The organism is Ensifer sp. CCNWLY38 (genome assembly GCF_037120565.1).
GTDB classification, from domain to species: domain Bacteria; phylum Pseudomonadota; class Alphaproteobacteria; order Rhizobiales; family Rhizobiaceae; genus Ensifer; species Ensifer adhaerens_H.
In genome coordinates, this window is sequence record NZ_JBBBBO010000021.1 from 60,420 (window position 1) to 77,664 (window position 17,245).

Annotated in this window: 15 protein-coding genes and 2 pseudogenes; 14 read left to right on the plus strand and 3 right to left on the minus strand. The window is 60.2% G+C overall.

Annotation, left to right across the window (positions count from 1 at the left end):
- Window position 1 precedes the first annotated feature (1 nt).
- The 6 genes from V7S54_RS31100 to V7S54_RS31125 all read left to right on the plus strand — a co-directional run bounded on the left by V7S54_RS31100 (window position 2) and on the right by V7S54_RS31125 (window position 6,385).
- Complete coding sequence (locus tag V7S54_RS31100) at window positions 2-850, plus strand: sugar phosphate isomerase/epimerase family protein (protein ID WP_336409794.1); 849 nt, start codon at window positions 2-4, stop codon at window positions 848-850.
- Window positions 847-2,361 (plus strand): sugar ABC transporter ATP-binding protein, encoded by a 1,515-nt coding sequence (locus V7S54_RS31105; protein WP_336409795.1) that lies wholly within the window; start codon window positions 847-849, stop codon window positions 2,359-2,361. Before V7S54_RS31100 ends, V7S54_RS31105 begins: the two co-directional genes overlap by 4 nt.
- A complete protein-coding gene (locus V7S54_RS31110) occupies window positions 2,358-3,338 on the plus strand; it encodes an ABC transporter permease (protein ID WP_065375063.1) in 981 nt (326 codons plus the stop codon). The genes V7S54_RS31105 and V7S54_RS31110 overlap by 4 nt, the downstream gene beginning before the upstream one ends.
- On the plus strand, window positions 3,335-4,336 hold the full coding sequence (locus V7S54_RS31115) for an ABC transporter permease (RefSeq protein ID WP_336409796.1): 1,002 nt from the start codon (window positions 3,335-3,337) through the stop codon (window positions 4,334-4,336). Before V7S54_RS31110 ends, V7S54_RS31115 begins: the two co-directional genes overlap by 4 nt.
- Window positions 4,337-4,434: 98 nt before the next feature.
- Complete coding sequence (locus tag V7S54_RS31120; RefSeq protein WP_065375061.1) at window positions 4,435-5,559, plus strand: substrate-binding domain-containing protein; 1,125 nt, start codon at window positions 4,435-4,437, stop codon at window positions 5,557-5,559.
- Window positions 5,560-5,917: 358 nt separating this feature from the next.
- On the plus strand, window positions 5,918-6,385 hold the full coding sequence (locus V7S54_RS31125; RefSeq protein ID WP_065375060.1) for an HlyD family efflux transporter periplasmic adaptor subunit: 468 nt from the start codon (window positions 5,918-5,920) through the stop codon (window positions 6,383-6,385).
- A gap of 53 nt (window positions 6,386-6,438) precedes the next feature.
- On the opposite strand, the gene V7S54_RS31130 is transcribed toward V7S54_RS31125, so the two are convergent.
- Window positions 6,439-7,452, minus strand: a complete 1,014-nt coding sequence (locus V7S54_RS31130) for a methyltransferase (protein WP_336409797.1) — start codon at window positions 7,450-7,452, stop codon at window positions 6,439-6,441.
- 213 nt (window positions 7,453-7,665) lie between these two features.
- Between V7S54_RS31130 and V7S54_RS31135 the strand changes: the two are divergent.
- The 3 genes and pseudogenes from V7S54_RS31135 to V7S54_RS31145 all read left to right on the plus strand — a co-directional run.
- Window positions 7,666-8,052 (plus strand): annotated as a pseudogene (locus V7S54_RS31135) (DUF1612 domain-containing protein); the annotation flags it as partial.
- Between the two features lie 217 nt (window positions 8,053-8,269).
- Complete coding sequence (locus tag V7S54_RS31140) at window positions 8,270-8,458, plus strand: hypothetical protein (RefSeq protein ID WP_336409803.1); 189 nt, start codon at window positions 8,270-8,272, stop codon at window positions 8,456-8,458.
- Window positions 8,459-8,552: 94 nt separating this feature from the next.
- A complete protein-coding gene (locus tag V7S54_RS31145; RefSeq protein ID WP_336409798.1) occupies window positions 8,553-10,445 on the plus strand; it encodes a DUF1963 domain-containing protein in 1,893 nt (630 codons plus the stop codon).
- A gap of 1,076 nt (window positions 10,446-11,521) precedes the next feature.
- Here V7S54_RS31145 and V7S54_RS31150 read toward each other — a convergent pair.
- Window positions 11,522-11,962: a hypothetical protein gene (locus tag V7S54_RS31150; protein WP_336409799.1), complete on the minus strand. Its 441-nt coding sequence runs from the start codon at window positions 11,960-11,962 to the stop codon at window positions 11,522-11,524.
- A gap of 640 nt (window positions 11,963-12,602) precedes the next feature.
- On the opposite strand from V7S54_RS31150, the gene V7S54_RS31155 reads away from it, so the two are divergent.
- The 4 genes from V7S54_RS31155 to V7S54_RS31170 all read left to right on the plus strand — a co-directional run bounded on the left by V7S54_RS31155 (window position 12,603) and on the right by V7S54_RS31170 (window position 15,821).
- Window positions 12,603-12,929 (plus strand): GYD domain-containing protein, encoded by a 327-nt coding sequence (locus V7S54_RS31155; protein WP_065377543.1) that lies wholly within the window; start codon window positions 12,603-12,605, stop codon window positions 12,927-12,929.
- 1,254 nt (window positions 12,930-14,183) lie between these two features.
- Window positions 14,184-14,606 carry a hypothetical protein gene (locus V7S54_RS31160; protein ID WP_058329196.1) on the plus strand — a complete coding sequence of 141 codons (423 nt, stop codon included), beginning with the start codon at window positions 14,184-14,186 and terminating at the stop codon, window positions 14,604-14,606.
- 121 nt (window positions 14,607-14,727) lie between these two features.
- Window positions 14,728-15,246, plus strand: a complete 519-nt coding sequence (locus V7S54_RS31165) for a hypothetical protein (protein ID WP_336409800.1) — start codon at window positions 14,728-14,730, stop codon at window positions 15,244-15,246.
- Between the two features lie 32 nt (window positions 15,247-15,278).
- Window positions 15,279-15,821: a hypothetical protein gene (locus V7S54_RS31170; protein WP_336409801.1), complete on the plus strand. Its 543-nt coding sequence runs from the start codon at window positions 15,279-15,281 to the stop codon at window positions 15,819-15,821.
- Window positions 15,822-15,918: 97 nt separating this feature from the next.
- Here V7S54_RS31170 and V7S54_RS31175 read toward each other — a convergent pair whose 3' ends face one another.
- Window positions 15,919-16,122 carry a cold-shock protein gene (locus V7S54_RS31175; RefSeq protein WP_065377544.1) on the minus strand — a complete coding sequence of 68 codons (204 nt, stop codon included), beginning with the start codon at window positions 16,120-16,122 and terminating at the stop codon, window positions 15,919-15,921.
- A gap of 618 nt (window positions 16,123-16,740) precedes the next feature.
- On the opposite strand from V7S54_RS31175, the pseudogene V7S54_RS31180 reads away from it, so the two are divergent.
- Window positions 16,741-17,245: pseudogene (locus V7S54_RS31180) on the plus strand (IS1595-like element ISRm32 family transposase); the annotation flags it as partial.

The window sequence follows — 17,245 nt, forward strand, 5'->3', positions numbered from 1 at the left end:
CATGAAGCTTGGTATCAATCTCCTCTGCCTGACCGATTTCGTCGAAGAGAGGCATCTCGACAGCATCGGTCGGTTGCGCGATCTCGGCTATGACGGCGTCGAGGTGCCGGTCCTCTCGGGCGAGGTCGGTCACTATGAACGCCTGGGCCGCGAGCTGGAGGGGCTCGGTCTTGGCCGGTCCACGACATCGATCGTCCCGACGCCTGAGGCAAGCCCCATCAGTTGCGATGCCGAAGTGCGGGCGCGCGGGATTACCCATCTCGATTGGGCGCTGGATTGTGCCATCGCCCTTGGCGCCGAAAGCATGGGCGGACCCTTCCACGCGCCGATCGGCTTCTTTACCGGCAGGGGCGCCAGCGAAGACGAGTTGAAATATGGGGCAGACGCCCATCACGCGCTCGCAGCGCGCGCCGCGGCCAACGGCATGCATTTGAGCCTCGAGCCGCTCAATCGCTTCGAGACCTATTATCTCAACACGATGGAGCAGGCGCGTGCCTATGTGGATCGCGTGGCGCATCCCGCCTTCAAGATCATGTACGACACGTTCCATGCCAATGTGGAGGAGCGTCGGCCGGAGGCAGCGATCCGCCTGATTGGCCAGGATATCGGCGTCTTCCATGTCTCGGAGAACGATCGCGGCATACCCGGGCGGGGGCATATCGACTTTGCCGCGATGTTCACGGTGCTGAAGGAGATCGGATATGACGGTTGGCTGACGCTTGAGGCATTCGGCGCCGGGCTGCCGGCGATCGCGACGGCGACCCGCGTCTGGCGGCCGTTGTTTCCCGATTTCGATACGCTCTTTTCCGAGAGCGCGACATTCATCCGCAAGACATGGGCTGCAGCATGAACACTGAACACCCCGCCATCGAGATGCGCGGTATCAACAAGAGTTTTCCCAGCGTCAAAGCCTTGAGAAACGTCAGCTTCTCTGCGCATTGCGGAGAGGTTCATGCGCTGGCTGGCGAGAACGGCGCGGGCAAATCGACGCTGATGAAGATCCTCTCAGGTGTCTATCGGCCGGATGCAGGCGCAGTCGTCGTGAACGGCGAGGAGCGGCATTTCACGCATCCGCTGGCGGCGATCCGCGCGGGCATTGCCGTCATCTACCAGGAATTCTCCCTGCTGCCCGAGCGAACCGTCGCACAGAACATCTTCCTCGGCCGCGAGCCGACGCGTCGCGGTCTGATCGACCACAGGGCGATGAACGACGAAGCGCGGCGCGTACTTGCGCTGTTCGGTTCGGCGCATCGGATTGAGCCGATTACTGTTGTTGCCGACCTCGACGTCGCCAGCCAGCAACTGGTCGAGATCGCCAAGGCGGTGTCGCTCGACGCGCGGGTGATCGTGATGGACGAGCCGACGGCAGCGCTGAACGAGGCGGAATGCGAGGTGCTCTTCGATCTCGTCGACACGTTGAAGAAAAGGGGTGTGGCGATCGTCTACATCACTCACCGCATGCCTGAAATTGCGCGGCTGGCCAATCGCGTGACCGTGCTCAAGGATGGCGAGGTGGCGGTGCGCTTCGACCATGTGCCTGGGCCCGAGGCGATCGTGCGGGCCATGGTGGGTCGCGACCTTGGCGATTTCTATGCGGAACCGGCAGCGCCGCAGGAAATCGGCGATGTCGTGCTCTCAGTCTGCAACGCCGGCAACGACCGGCTGAAAAATGTGTCTTTTGATCTGCGCGCCGGCGAGATTGTCGGTTTTTCCGGCTTGCAAGGTGCAGGGCGCGTCGCGCTCGCCCAAGCGATATTCGGACTTTCTCCCTTCATCGAGGGTGAGATCACCCTTGCCGGTAAGCCGGGGCGGTTCACCAGCCCACGCGAGGCGATCCGCGCCGGCGTGGGCCTGTTGCCGGGCGACCGCAAGGCCGAAGCGTTGGTGTTGATGCAGTCGGTCGTCGACAACGGCATGCTCACGTCACGCGCGCTCTCCGGCCTTTCCGGCAATGCCAAGGCGACGTCTTTCGTTTCGGCGGAGGCGATGGAAAAGCTGCTGCGTGAGCTCGACGTGCGCGCCGGCAGCTTTGCCCAGGACATCAAGACGCTCTCCGGCGGCAACCAGCAGAAGGCTATCGTCGCGCGCTGGCTGGCGCTCGCGCCTCGCCTGCTGATCTTCATCGAGCCGACACGCGGCATCGACGTCAATGCCAAGGCCGGGATTTACCACCTGATGCGCGATCTGGCGCGCAAGGGCACGGCCATCATGATGGTCTCGTCCGATCTTCCGGAAGTTCTCGGCGTATCCGACCGTATTCTTGTGATGCGGAATGGCGAACTCGTCGCGGCGTTTGCGCGCGGGGTCTGTGAGGCCGACGTGATGTTGGCGGCAACCGGCGAGGAGGCGGTGGCAGCATGAGCAAGGCAACTCTCATTAGGCGTCCGGCCTGGCGTTTGGAACACTATGCGCCGGCGCTGCTGCTCGGCCTGGCCGTCCTCATCTATGTCGCGATCGCGCTCAGCCTTGGCCTGACACGCTTCCTGACACCGGAGGCAACCGTCTCCATCCTGAACCGGTCCATCGCGCTCGGCATCACTGCCGTCGGGCAGACTTTCACCATCCTTGTCGGCTCGATCGATCTGTCGGTGGCCCATCTCATCTCGGCCTCGGCCGTGGTTTCCTCCGCGATCATGAACGGCGATTCGGCGATGATGTTGCCTGCCGTTCTTGCCGTGCTCCTTTTGGGGGCGCTGGTTGGCACGCTCAACGGGCTCCTGATCACCCGCCTCGACGTCAACCCGCTGATCGCGACGCTTGGCATGGCGCTGATCATCCAGGGCTGCCTTGCCTCCTTTCACGGCCGGTTTGGCGGCTCGGTGCCGGATGCGTTTCAATATCTCGCCTATGGCGAGATGCTTGGTCTGCCCGTCAGCTTGATCGCTCTGGCGCTGCTCGTCCTTGGCGCATGGATCGTGCTGCGCTTCACCCGCTTTGGCTCCAACATCTATTCGGTTGGCGGTAACCGCGACACGGCGCGCGCGGCCGGCATCAACACGACGCGCGTGGTGATGGCAAGCCATATCATCTGCAGCCTTTGCGCGGCGCTCGCCGGCCTCTATCTCGCAAGCCGCCTGAAATCCGGCTCGCCCTGGATCGGCACGGAGGGCGCCTATGATCTGGAATCGATCGCCGTCGTCGTCATCGGCGGGACGATCCTCTCCGGAGGCAAGGGCGGGATCTGGGGCACCGTCGCCGGCGTGATCATTTTCTCGCTGATTGATTCCATCTTCAATCTCGCCGGCATCGACGCCTTCGCCAAGCAGGTGATGCGCGGCATCATCATCGTCGCCGCCGTCGCCTTCTACGCAGTACGTTCAAAGAGGATAGTGGCATGATCCAGGAAACCGTCGGCTCCGCAAAGACGCGCGGTGTTGCAAGCGCAGGGCGGCTGCCGAAGATCAATCCGGTCTTCTTCGTGCTCGCAGCGCTTCTCGTTGCCATCACGTTTTCAAACCCGAACTTCATCGAGCCCACCGGCTACATGAATTTCCTGAAGCGTGCCGCCCCACTTGCCGTCCTTGCGGCCGGCCAGATCTACGTCATCGTCTCCGGTGGCTTTGATCTTTCCGCAGGCTCCCTCATCACGCTGACGGTCGTTGGGTCGTCAATGCTGCTGGACAACAGCGCCGATGCGACCTGGTGGGTGATTGCGGTGATGTATGCTATGGGGGTCACCGTCGGCGTGGTGAACGGCCTCGTCGTTTCCTACCTCCGGGTGCCTTCACTGATCGCGACGCTCGGCATGATGATCACGCTGAACGGGGCTGCCTTCATGTGGTCGAGCGGCTCACCGCGTGGCTACCTGCCGGAGACGTTCCGCTTCTTTGGGCGCGCCAGCCTTCAGGGCATGCCACTGATCCAATTCCTGCCGGTGGCATTGCTGGTGCTGCTGATGGTCGGCTTCGTCCTGTTCTGGCTCATGCATCGCACCAATCTCGGGCGCATGTTGCATGCGCTCGGCGACAATCCGCGAGCGGCGCAAATGTCGGGTGTGCCGATCGAGAGGGTGCGCATCATCGCCTTTGTTGCCTCGTCTTTGAGCGCGGTAACGGCCGGCATCCTGCTCGGCGGATTTGCGGGCGTATCGACCGATGTCGGCGTCGGCTACGAGCTGCAGGCGATCACCGCCTGCGTTATCGGCGGGGCGCAGCTTCTCGGCGGCCGCGGCTCCGTGCCGGCCTCGATTGCCGGGGCACTGACGCTGACCGCCATCTTCACGCTGCTCAATTTCATCGGACTGCCGAAGCCGACGCGCGATGTCGTCCAGGGCCTGATCCTGATCGCCGCAGTCGTGCTTGCCACCTACCGGCGCAACCGTGCTGGCGGGACCTGATTTCGAGGGGCAGAGCGGGGTGCGGGCGCATACACCTTTCCACATCCCGCTCCGCGCCATCGGGAGGAACTGAAAATCATGATCAATGGGAGTGAGACATGAAAAGATTGCTGACCGCCGCACTTTCGGCTGCGCTCATCGCGGGCACGGCGCATAGCCAACAGCTGAACTTCGACGATACTGCCGAGTTCGACAAACAACGGACGCTGCTGACGGCCAAGGCCAACGGCCCGGAAGGGGAGCCCTGGGAACAGTACTACGGCGACCAGATGGCCGACACCGCAAAGTACAAGAAGCCAGGTCCCTACACGATCTGCTTCTCGAACGCCGGCGTGAACAATGCCTGGCGGGTGACCGGCTGGACGAACATGCAGGCCGAAGTGAAACTCCATCCGGAAATCAAGGAGCTCATTCACGTCGATGCCGAAGGCTCCGACGACAAGCAGATCGCCGACATCGACGACCTCATCAACGGCGGCAAGTGCTCGGCGCTGATTGTCTCGCCGAATACGACGGCAGCCCTGACGCCGGCAGTCGAAAAGGCCTGCGCCAAGCTGCCGGTGATCGTCTTTGACCGCGGCGTCAACACCAAATGCCCTGTCACCTTCATCCATCCGGTCGGCGGCTACGGCTTCGGCATTCAGGCAGGCGAGTTCGTGGCGGCCACAGCACCGGCGGGCGCGGACGTCCTGATGCTGCGCATCGTGCCGGGTGTTGATGTGCTCGAGACGCGCGCGTCCGCAGCCAAGCGCATTTTCAAGGAGACGGGGCTGAACGTCGTAGGCGAGGAGTTCACCGAGGGCGACAATGCCAAGACCAAGTCGATCGTCGAAGACTATCTGCAGCGCGGCAAGATCGATGCGATCTGGATGGATGCTGGTGCGACGGCGGTTGCTGCACTCGAAGCCTTCGAGGATGCCGGCTTGCCACCTCCGATCATTACCGGGGAAGACCAGCAGGACTTCCTGGTCAAGTGGAAGGCGGAGGGCTTTAAGGCGATAGCGCCGACCTATCCGACCTACCAATGGCGCACGCCGATCATCGCGGCGGTGAAGGTGCTGAACGGCGAGGCGGTGCCGGGTCCGGAATGGGTAATGCCGCAGCCGGCGATCACGGCAGTGACGCTCGACCAATATGTCGACGCCAACATGCCGCCTCTGCATCATGCCATGTGTGGTTGCGAGAAGTTGCCGGACTATCCGGCTGCCTGGGGTGGAAAATAGGCTAGGAGACCGAGCCGCGATGGTTTAGCCACATTAGCCGGTGTCTTCTGGCCTTCCATCTGGGCCTCGCGAGAGCGGTCGGGCAATGGAAATTAACGTCGTGCGTGCATCTGCGCGCACGACGGGTTCACCGAAGCACGCCTGTGCCCTAAGGGGTTATTTGCGGCGGCGTGCGGAAGGTTTCGTCATGGGTGATCGAAAAAGGTCACGGTAATCAAAAGCGCGCCAGGCCATTGCCGAGCAAAATCAGCAGATCGCGCAACTGGACAACGAACGGCTTTCCGAGGCTTCGAAGGAGCTGGAAGCCACGCAGGCCAAGGAACTGGAAATCCTGTCGCGCCTGGACAATGCCAGGGCCGTGTTCGCGCGAACCGAAATCCGTGCACCCTATTCTGGGCAGGTGGTCGGGCTGACCGTGTTCTCCGTCGGCGGCGTGATCATGCGCGGAGAGAAGGTCCTCGATCTGGTACCGGACCGGGATTCGCTGGTGATCGACGCCCAGATCGCGGTTGACGAAATCAGCGATGTCCATCCTGAAATGTTGGCCGAGGTTCACCTGACGGCCTACAAGCAGCGCATAACGCCTATGGTGCAGGGCCGCGTCGTCAATGTTTCGGCCGACAGGCTGGTGGATAACCGAACAAACGCGCCATACTATGTCGCGGAGATCAGAATAGACCAGAGCCAGCTTTCCGAACTTCCGCAGGTCAAATTATATCCGGGCATGCCGGCGAATGTCATCATCCCGACCGTCGAGCGCACTGCGTTCGAATATATTGTCGGCCCGTTGACCATGACGTGCAACAAGGCGTTCAGGCAGAAATAGGTTTCAGACAATCTCTTTCATATGAACCAGAACAGCCGGGGTCCGGTTTCCACTCAGTCGGGCTTAAAGCCGATGACCATCGAGTCCGGCCCCAGCAACGGCTCGACGCGTGTGGACACGAAACCGGCGTCGCGCATCCAGGCCTGGCAGTCGGCGCCGGTGTAGTCGAAACCTCCGCGGGTCTCGATCAGCATGTTCAGGCTCATCAGCAGGCCGAAGGCGTTGCTGCGGCGCTCGTCGTCGATGACGGCGTCGTAGACGATCAGCGCTCCGCCTTTCGGCAGCGCGGCGAAGGCCTTTTCCAGCAGCATCCTCTTCTCGGCTAGATCCCAGTCGTGCAGGATATGCCCCATCACGATCACATCCGCATTCGGCATCGGGCCGTCGAAGAAGTTGCCGCTTTGGAAGCGGACGCGATCAGCGAGGCCCTGCCGGGCGATGAACTCGTCGAATATCGGCTGAACGGCGGGCAGGTCGAAGCCGATAGCCTGGAGATGCGGATGGGCTCGCACGATCACCACCGGCACCATGCCCTGCGCCGCGCCCACATCGGCGAAGGTCGTGTATTTCGACCAGTCGAACCTGGCGGCGATCGCCTGCGCCGCACCGGCGCTGATCCCGCTCATGGCCTCGAGGAACCCGCGCAGCCGTGCCGGCTCCGCATAGATCGCGGCGAAGAAGTCCTCGCTGTGCTTGGCTTCGTTCTGCGGCTCTCCCGTGCGCAGGGCCTCGGTAAGCGAGCCCCAGAAACCGTAGAGCCGGGCGTTGGCCATTTCGAGGATGCCGCCGATATAGGACGGCTTCGCCTTGTCGAGGAAGAGGTCCGTATCAGGGGCATTGCGATAGCGGCCGTCCTCGCGTTCGAGCAGCTTCAGCGCCACTAGGGTGTCGAGGAAGTCGCGGGCCGAGCGGGGATGCAGTTTCAGCCTGGCCTGCAGGTCCGGCAGGTCGGCCGGGCCGGCCGCGAGCTGGGTGAAGACGCCGAGCTCGACCGCGCTGAGCATGGCCTTGGAGGCCCAGAACCCCATGCCAAGCTGCATGATGTTTTCCGGCGTCGTTGCGCCCATCGCTCGTCTCCTCGTGGATCATGTCGTTGGATGACATCTGGGATTCGTGCGGAAACCGAAGCAGTCCGACGGCGCTCCGAAGCCGAGGACATCCCGTTTCGTCGAGGCGCCATGCAAGGAAAATAGAGCGTTTTGCGGTGGGGTGCAATTAATCAAGAATCACTAGCTAAGAGCCCAACCGAAAATTGAGTTGAGTGATTTCAGGTGACAGAGAGCGAACTTGCCGTGTTGCAGCACGGGCTCTGGCTTGGCCGGCTGCCGGCAGCGTCGGTCGTGCGCCGGGCCGGCATCACGACTGGGGCGCATCTCGCCGTTTTCAATCTCGGCCTGAAATCCATTCCCGTCGATCGCCGCCGGCATCGCGGTCGCGAGAGCCGGTTGCTGGCGATCGCCCACGGCCTGATCGCGGCAGCCGAGTTCGGCTTGAAGGAGCATGACCGGCTGGGGCTGGCGCGGCAGCTGATGGAGCGAAAGCTCACCGGCCGGCGCACCTCGTCGAAACTGCCGGAGCTGATTGAGCTCGTGATGGCCAAGCCGATGGTCTCGGCCGGCATGGTCGTGAAGACGCTCGAGGTCACGCTGCGACTGGCCGCGCCTATTACGTCCGGCGAATGCCTGCCGCCGGTAGCAAAGCGAGAGGTTCGTTGGTCGGCTTTCGGCCTCACGATGTACGGGTATCCCAGTCGGCTGCTGGTCGCCAATCTGATCAACCGCTACCTGCTCAATACGCCCATGCTAACTGGGTAAAGGACGCCGACGGCGGATACAGATTCTACATCCAGAACGAAACGTCGGGGAAGGAAAAAGAGCCAACTGGCTGCCGGCTCTCGAAGACGGCTTCTCCATGGTGATGCGGCTCTACGGCCCCAGCAAAGAAGCGCAGGACGGTATCTGGAAGGCGCCGCAGCCAACAAGGGGGAAAAAGCGGTACGAGGACCAGGCTTCCTTGAAAGGAACTCGGCGTCGACCTTTGCGGCACGCAATTGTTTTTCCAACAAAGCGGTGAGCAAAGACGGAACTACCTCCAATAGCAGATGTCCGAACAATTTACCATTCTAGGGTAGTGTCGCGCCATTCCGATCGAAAGGACTGGAGCTGCCATGAAAAATCCATTTCGCCGACAGCCACTCTCTTCCGAGGCCAATACGCTCGCCTATGGCGATGAGGATTTTTTCAAGCTCCAGCAATTCCGCACCGAGGCGCGTGTCTTCAAGCGGGTTCCCCTGGTCCAGGGAGAACCAGGACATGGTTGGTACGGGGGAGAGCCACGGATGCCCTCCTATTTCTCGTGGCCAACCGGACCGGACGGTGAGCCGCTGATCTTCGTGGCGCAACTCGACTGCAGCGCCCTTCCGGCGAGATTATGGGGAGGTGTTGGCCCCCGGGAGGGATGGCTGCTGTTTTTCATCGGCCACGCGGTCGCTGAGACGGATTACCGGCATTCCCTCCCGGTTCGCGTGTTGCACACAATGGAACTCGGCCCCGAAAGGGCGCAGCGCTTTATCGGAAAGGTCGAATGGCTCGGGAATTACCCCGAGGCCCTCTCGGGCGGTACCCCCATCATGCTGCCGCGATGGCCGATTGCTATCTACGAGAAGGAAACGGGAGCGGAGGAACATTACAAGCGGTTTGTTGGCACGAATGATTGGGACGACCAGGGCCGACCGCGGCCTTATCTATGCCGCTGGCCGGGTGGCGCCGCAGGGAACCCGCTGACGTGGGACGGCGTTGGAAAACTCTTTGGCGCTTTGCGCGATCGGCTCGATAAGGTCGAACGGCGCAACGAGAACCTTCTGGAGAGTTTTCAAAAGCAGATCACCGCATTCGGGGCCCACCAAGCGGGCAGTTCCACAGACATGATCGATCCCGATCAGCTCCATCATGAATATGGTGTGGCTAAGCGCCGCCTTGACGAAGTTGCCGCCACACGTGCTCTTAACAACGCTGCCCGGACGCGCTTGGAAGCGCTTGTGACCGCGCATCGGGCTGAACGCTATCCTGAACTTCTTTCCCCGGCTGACTGGCAGGGCCTGTCGGACGAACTGGCTGCAATCGAATTCGCCGATGTCCAAGAGCTTCATGTCGTCTTCGCTATTTCGAGGGTGCTTGGCGAAGCCTATAGCGAGCAACGGTACGAGCTGGAGCGGGTCGCGAACCTTGAAGATCTTCACCGAAAAATTCTCGTCGTTGTGCATAAGATTCGTCCCATCGCCAAAAAGTTGGACGTTGCCGTTTCCAACCGCACTCATTTGCTGAGCGGCCGCAGCGACATGGCGGCACAGGCGCTTGCATTTCAAAGCGCGCACCTTGAACACAGCGAAAAAACACTTGATCAGGCCAAACGCTATGCGGCGGCGGCCAACAATGCGATCAACGAGCTGCGTGAGCTGGCAGCGCGATTGACCAATCCGAGCGCTTCACTGGAATCTTCCGTCAATGAGGCGCGGGCCCTTGTGGGGGGCATAGAAGTGATGGATTTCAAGCTTGTCGAAATATTCAAAGGAACACCGGCAAAGCTGGATTATGAGGTCCGAATGCGGAGTCTGATCGACACAGACGGCGCATTCAACAGCTGGTCGACGGAACTGGAAGCCTATCGGAATTTCCTCGCCCGGCTTCTCTACTGTGAAGATCCCCGCACGCTCCCCGAGCCGGTTCGCATCCATTTTGAAGCTATCTGGTCGTCGGCAGCCCTCGATTGCCATGATGGTATGGGAGGGCTGCCTCGTTGGGATTGGGTGTCTCTCGAGCACTTCAATGCACCGATGTATTACGACGCCCGCGATCGGAAGAGGTTTCGTAAGGAGAACCCGGTGCTCGCGTCCGCGTACCAAGCAAGTCCACCTTTTGACAGGGACAATGCAGTTCTCCTGCAGCTATTCCCGGACGCCATTTTCGGCTGGCGCTGGGGCAACCACCTGACTCTGGTTGTTCCGCGCCATGAATTGGCACAGGCGAGCTTTGAGAACATTTGCGCCATCATAAGCGGTTGAAGCAGTGCGAGTTGGGGTTCGCCTCGGCCAGGGCGGGGAACGCCGCGCGAAATCGGGGCATGGCCGCCTCGGGAGCGCGTTAGGAAGACAAGTGCCAGACCCGTTGCTATGCTTGAAGTCATTCGGCCGAGGACGAGCTCGAGTAGAATGACGATCAGCGCTTGCTTATTGAGGCCTATCGTTCTGGCCAGGTGCCTGAGGCAGCCTGGCAGGAACGTCTAGAGCACGACCCGCTGCTTGCACGGTATTGGCCGGCGAATCCGCGGGATTAGTCATCTACCCTGATTGCGTTCGTAACGGGTTGCCGGCTAGTTTTCGGCGTCTGTGAATTCGAACGCTCAGACAGAAGGCTCCAGATCATCCGCGTGAGATACAGGGGCCTTTTTCGACGTCAGATCGCCTCGCTCACGACTTGGGCCGCAATCGATACCAACAAGGCCGCCAGTGCGACGGCCGTTCCAAATCGCATGATCTTCATCCGGCTCCCACGTGCGCCATCCCAATCGTAGCAAATCATATTCCGTTCTCCCAGCCGGCTTCATTCCGCGCGCGGATGGTGGCCCGTGGAGGCCGTGTAGCGCGATCCTCTGGGTTGGGCAAAGTTGGGAATTTAGGGTGTTGCGTAAAGGATCCATTATGCAACCGTTGCATCAAAGCAAAAAACATAGGGCCATCAGGTGGCCTCAGATACCTATGAACGGTGACAAAGACCCGTATTCTCAGCGATTCTCGCCATTGGCATAACTTCGTACGCAACACCGGGCGCTACTGGCACAGGTGCGGAGAAACGCGTTTTTCCCGTGCCGACGGTTCGGATCCCTTCAAGGCGGGGGAATCACAGTCGGCCAATTTCATCGCATTGGCAGGCGGCGCTCGTCTCTAACGGGTAGTTCGAGTTGACGGCCTTTGGCCTGAACGAGCAATAAGCGGACGAGCGGTCATTGAACTCGCGCCATTGAACGACCGAGATGGGGCCGACAGTGGAACCGCCGCTTCCTAGATGGTAGCGCTGAAAGCCGACCTTTGTATTCAGCGTAGTGGGCCGACTACAGGGACGACGAACGGAGGGACGGCGCTTACTTCATCGTGATGGCAAGACCGCTGAGATCGGCGTTGACTTGCAGGCCTACCTGCTTGCCTGAGAGCTCGAGTTGGGCGCCCTTCTCATTGGTCATGACGATCACCTGGGCCCCTTTGCCGAGCGCGCCGCCACCGCCCGCCGCCCCGTAGACCCCCGTCACATCTCGGGCGCGGCGAATGTGGCGAACGGTACCATGGAAATAGGTCTTAGAAACCCCGAAGGCGAGGCCGCCCGAGATGCCGCCGACAGAGATGGGATAGCGGCGACCATGGAAGGTCAGCGTGCCCTCGCCTCCGGAACCACCCACAAAGAAGGCAGCCTTGTAGACTGAGAAGCTGATCGTACCGCTGTCGGCATGCGCGGAGCCGGCAAAGCTGATTCCTGCTGCAGCGATAACCGCAGACGCGACTGAACGAAATCTGGACGAAATCTTCATGATGCGAGTCTCCTCAAAATCGAGGCTTACCCAGCCAGGAGGGCACGTCAGCGTCATGCCAAAGTCACATCTGAAACAGTCTCGCCCGTCATTAGTTCCAAGCACGCGGCCGGAATCCGGCGAGGCTGAGATGCTCGATTCGAGCGGAACTTTACTGATCTCGATCGGTTTTTGCAGTGGAAAGCGCGAGCAACGAGCTTATGACTGAGAAAATTGTTCCTCCGCCCAAGAAGGGCGATCCTAAACCACGGCCCGTCCGCCGACCCGAGCCTCAGGACTCGACGCCGAAGTCCGAAGAACGGAGACATCCGCCTCGGGACACTAGAGAGGCGGCGGTGCCAAACCCGAATGGCGAGGATGCCACTTAACCGTGACGGCACGCACGCTGTCGTGCGCCGCGGGCTAGCTGCCCTCGAACTTCACTGATTAGCTTGTCGAGCAATGATGGGATATTCCCGGACCCTTGTCGCGGTGGCATGGTGTTCGCCTTCATCGGCGAAGACATGCAGTCTCGTCGCCGCTGCGCCCCCCAGAAACGGCGAAGTGGAAACCATTCACCACGACAAGTCCGCACATTGGATGACTCGCGTTCTCCTCGCCTTGAGCGTTAACTGTGTTGTTCTGGCAGAGGAGGCAATCCATGGCCATTTATCTCACGCGCTTCAGCTACACGCCCGAAACGTGGGCGCGAATGATCGAAAACCCCGAGGATCGCCGAGAGGCGGCACGCACTTACATTGAATCCGTTGGCGGAAAGCTCCATGGGTTCTGGTACGCCTTTGGCGAGCATGATGGTTGGAATCTGTGGGAGGCGCCTGACAATATATCGATGGCGGCAGTCGCTCTTGCTATTGGCGCAGGAGGCGCGCTCAGTTCTATTGAGACCACTGTCCTCCTCAGCGTCGACGATACGATCGAAGCCTTGGAAAAGGCAAAGTCAATTCGGTATCGTCCCCCGGCAGCGTAGGCGGCGACCCACTGCTTGCCATCATGTTGAGATGCGTGCTTCGTGCGTATCGCCGTTGCCGGCGCAAGCTGTCTGTGAATAGCGCTGGAGGCAAGTAGAGTCGACAATGGGTCGACAGTGGCCGCGCTGATCGAAAAAAAACCGATGGACGTTCATGCACGAAGTTTGCGACCACATTAACCGCGCTGATCCTCCGCTCGCGACCGTTGGGCCCCACGATCGCACTCAGCGACGATCAATCTACGTCACGTGACTCGCAGCGGCAAAACTCTGCCGCTGGCCGCCTTGAACGCCCCCAGACTTCTGCCATATTTGCCGCGTCTGTGAATTCGAACGCTCAGACGGAAGGCCCTGGATTCTACCCGTTTCGGATCTAGCGCCTTTCTTGTTTCTCATAGTCGTTGGCGGGTCGCCTTTGTGGCTTCGCGGCAGATTTCCAGGACATCCTCTTTTCCCATACTCCGGACTATCCCGCAGACCGAGCACTGAATCTGTTCTCTCGTCTCCATCTCGGAGAATGCGAGGCGCTCTCGTGCGCCGCATGTCTGGCACCGAATTTCAAAGCTGTCGGAGCAATCCATCACTGCCTCCCGTTGCTTTCGAAACACCCCTACAACCTGGCCCACCCAAACGTGATTTCAAGATGACCTATCGTCCACCGCTGGAATGGCTCCAGCCGTCGGCGCTTATCAAGCCTCTGGACACGACAAGGAGCAATATTCATTTCAAACCGCGATGCGTGCCCTGAGCACGCTCAGCAACGTAGTTGGGATATGCGCCTCTCCATGCCCCTCCCGAGACCGGTTTCAAACTCATGGAGATCTTTGCCCTGTTGCCGGCGCAGATATCCGGCAATGTTACCTGAAACGCCGGCAAGTTTGGTGGCCGAGCTCAGTTAATCCAAGGTGCGGAAAAGAAAAGCCCCGCCGGCAGGCGGGGCGAGTGTCGCACCCATATGGCTCACTGGGCGCGGGGAGGATTGCAGTCCAACAGAAACTGCTCATGTACGCTAGGCGCGTAACTCGGGGGAGGGAAGGTCTGTTTCCCCGATTCCGGTACGCCCTAGCATAAAAACTCGGCCGCTAGTGTCGCAGCGAGAACCGCCGCATTCACTGCCGGCGTCTCCCGCGGTTCTCACATCGCTACCGGCGACGGCGTCATGCTCCAACGGATAGATGATGCCGCGATGTGCGGCTGTTGACTCTGCTTTCCGCCCAATGGAAAAAGATGATCGGTTTGAGAGGGGAAACACTCATGGCAGACGAGAGCAATACCGAAATCGTGGAGACCGCGCCGCCGGCGGAAGTCGCGCCGCCCAAGAAGCGTCGGGGGCCGCGACCCAAGAATGTCGTTGCGGACGCGACCGCTGAAACACCGGAGGCAGCTGCTGCCCAGCCGGCGAAGGGGCGCAGGAAGCGCGCAGATAAGTCTGTAGACGGGAAGCTCTCGGTAGAGGCGCCGGCCGTTCGCAAGACCAGGGCAAAGAAGGTCGCCAAGGGCGCCGGCGAACCCCGTGGGGCAAAGCAGCCGACGGCGACGACGGCTCCAGTTCCAGTCCTCGACGACATTGCAGATCTTCTCCAGCTCGAAGAGGAAAATGCGCGGCTGCGCAAGGCGTTGGCCGAAAAACTGCGGGCCGAGAACGCCGACCTGCGCAAGCGGTTGGGCCTTGCCTGATCAATTGATAGAGGGCCGATCGGATAGCCTGATTGGCCCTTGTCATCGCATTCTGGCTGGAGTTCCTTTGAGGGCTGCTGCCGAGGATGCCGGTGCCATTTGATCGGGTTGGCGGCGCACTATGAAAGCACCATGGAAATATCTGGTCCAGCTGGCGTCCCTGGGACGAACGGTCAAGGCGCCGGAAAATCCTCCTGAAATCGAGACCGCGGACCCGGCACGAGAGGTTGCTGACCCGATTGTGGAGGCCCCAAACGAGGAGGCAAGCAGTCTCGACGCTCCGAACATCGACACCGAAGTTGCTGTGGTTGACGAAGGTGACGGGACGCGCGATGCAACAGTCGACCGGTTAACTGCCAGCATTCAGGTGGTGCTTCCGGAACCCGCCGGACCGCCACGGCCTCCGCCGACGAAAAGGCCGACGCGCAGCCGGAAAACGAGCGCTGGCGATGTTGCAGTGGCCGAAGTCGTCGAGTATGGAGATCGCAGTTCCGGTGCCCCACAGCCGCCGATGACCTTCGTCGATGAGATGACGGCACTGGACGAGGACATCAGGCAACTAAGGCGCCGGCTTGCAGAAAAGTTGCGGTTGCAGAATAGGCAGCTCAAACAAATGCTCGGGCGGTATGACACGCCGTAAACTGATATCGCACCCTTAAACGTTGGAGCCGCATGAAACCGCAGCAGCGAAAGTTTGTCGTCGAAGTCAAATCGGCTCGCCGGCGGTCGACTACCAGCCAGTCTTCAATTTGGGGCGATACGGACCTCAAAGCGCTCGTGCGCGCAGCAGAGACAGAAGCACCGCATCTGTTCGAACCGGCTCAGCGCATGGAGCTGCCTTCTCCAGAGACCACAGCAGAAGTTTTGCCAAACGAGGGCGCCGTAATCGAGGCTGCTGCCCCAATCGCAGATCTGGCGGACCCGACAGAAGGCGGCACTGGTAATGAGTATGTTTTTTCCGGTTCTGCTCCGATCCTACCCTTGGAAGTGGATCGCCCGAAGGCTATCCCACAAAAAACGAAGCTGAAGCGCCAGGGCTCGGCGCGCCTTAGTCGTTCTATTGGCAGCCGGACGGTTATCGTTACTCCCGAAACAATTGACGACCTTGCCGCGCTCGAGGAAGAAAATCGCCGTCTGAAAGGGCTGCTCGCGCAACGGCTTCGGCAGGAAAACATCCTGCTCCAAAAAATGCTTGAACGGTTCGAAACAAACTGAATTGTGGTTTGCTGACCATCGCTTCGAAGGCCAGCGAGTCCTTCGTTGAACCACAGCTCGCGACTTTCGTCGTTGTCACTGTTGTACAGTTGGCAACTCAGGCTGACCTGACGTTTTCGGCTCGCGATTTTCCTGTCTTACGGTCCTGGCCAATGTCGTAGCTGACCTTTTGGCCGTCTCGAAGCGGACTGCCGCCTTCAACCGCGGACACATGGACAAACACGTCCGTTCCACCGTTCTCAGGTGAGATGAAGCCGTAACCCTTGTCTTGATTGAAAAACTTAACAGTACCGATCGCCATCATCATCCTCGTTCACTGTAGTGGCTCTGCAGTCGTGCGAAGCCTATTCACCCTCTTGGCTCACTGCAATCACGCAAACGGGTGAACTTCGATCCGCTCTCGGTTGCGGAAATGAGAAACCCCTAAAATTAGAGGGAGCAAAAGTAGCCAGGGACCAGAACGAAGGCGCAACCATGCCGGCAGTTCCGATCGTGGCCACCACAACAAAAAGTCGAGTAAATTTGAAAGGAATATCGCCGCCAATTCCAGCCGATTCTAGAGGTCGGGCCCAATTGTACCCGCGTTCGGGGTCTTAGCTGATGCCGTGATAGCTGCAACTACTATCCAAGAGCAGGAAGCAACCAGGATGCTTAGCGGCCTTCACCCCTGCTCGTAACCACAGTGTCCGCCGACGGTTCCGCCGGCGATCCTCTGCCTCTTCCGGTGTCTTGCCCCAGCAACACTCAGAAACCCTGTCTCAGTTCCATAAGAAGCCTTACGCCTCAAATGCCGTTTGTTCATGGTTTAGTCCAAATTGGTCGCATAATGTATCGGGCCTTTATCAACAAAAGACAGCAATATCCTTGCTGCCCGGGGATTGCCGTGCGATTCTTCGGGTATGGTTCGAGGGAGATGAGAATGTCGGAAACGATGCTTGCAGCGCTTACCAACATTCGGACAGCGGAAGATATGGTCGTGGCCTTTCGCGATGAGGAGCAGTGCCGGCGATTGCTGGAAAGCATGGTGTGGCCGGCTGGGAGAGTTTGCCCTGCCTGTGGTTACAAGCGCTCGATCGCGATAGCCGGGCGCGATATGGGCAAGCGGCGTGCGCGTCCGGGGCTCTATCAATGTTCCAGCGGCGATTGTCGGTTTCAGTTTACGGTGACGACACACACGCCGCTCCATTCCACAAAGCTTCCTCTGAGTGTCTGGCTGAAGGGCATGTGGCTTATGCTGCAGTCGGATAAAGGTTTGTCCTCGGTGCGCCTGGCCGAGGCTCTGGGGGTGAGCCAACCCACGGCCTGGCGGATGGGACACGCGCTGCGTCTCATGGCGGCGCGCGAGCACATGCTCGATGGCACGGTGGAGATCGACCATTTTCATCTCGGTGGGCGACCGAGAATAAATCCGGACGATCCACCGC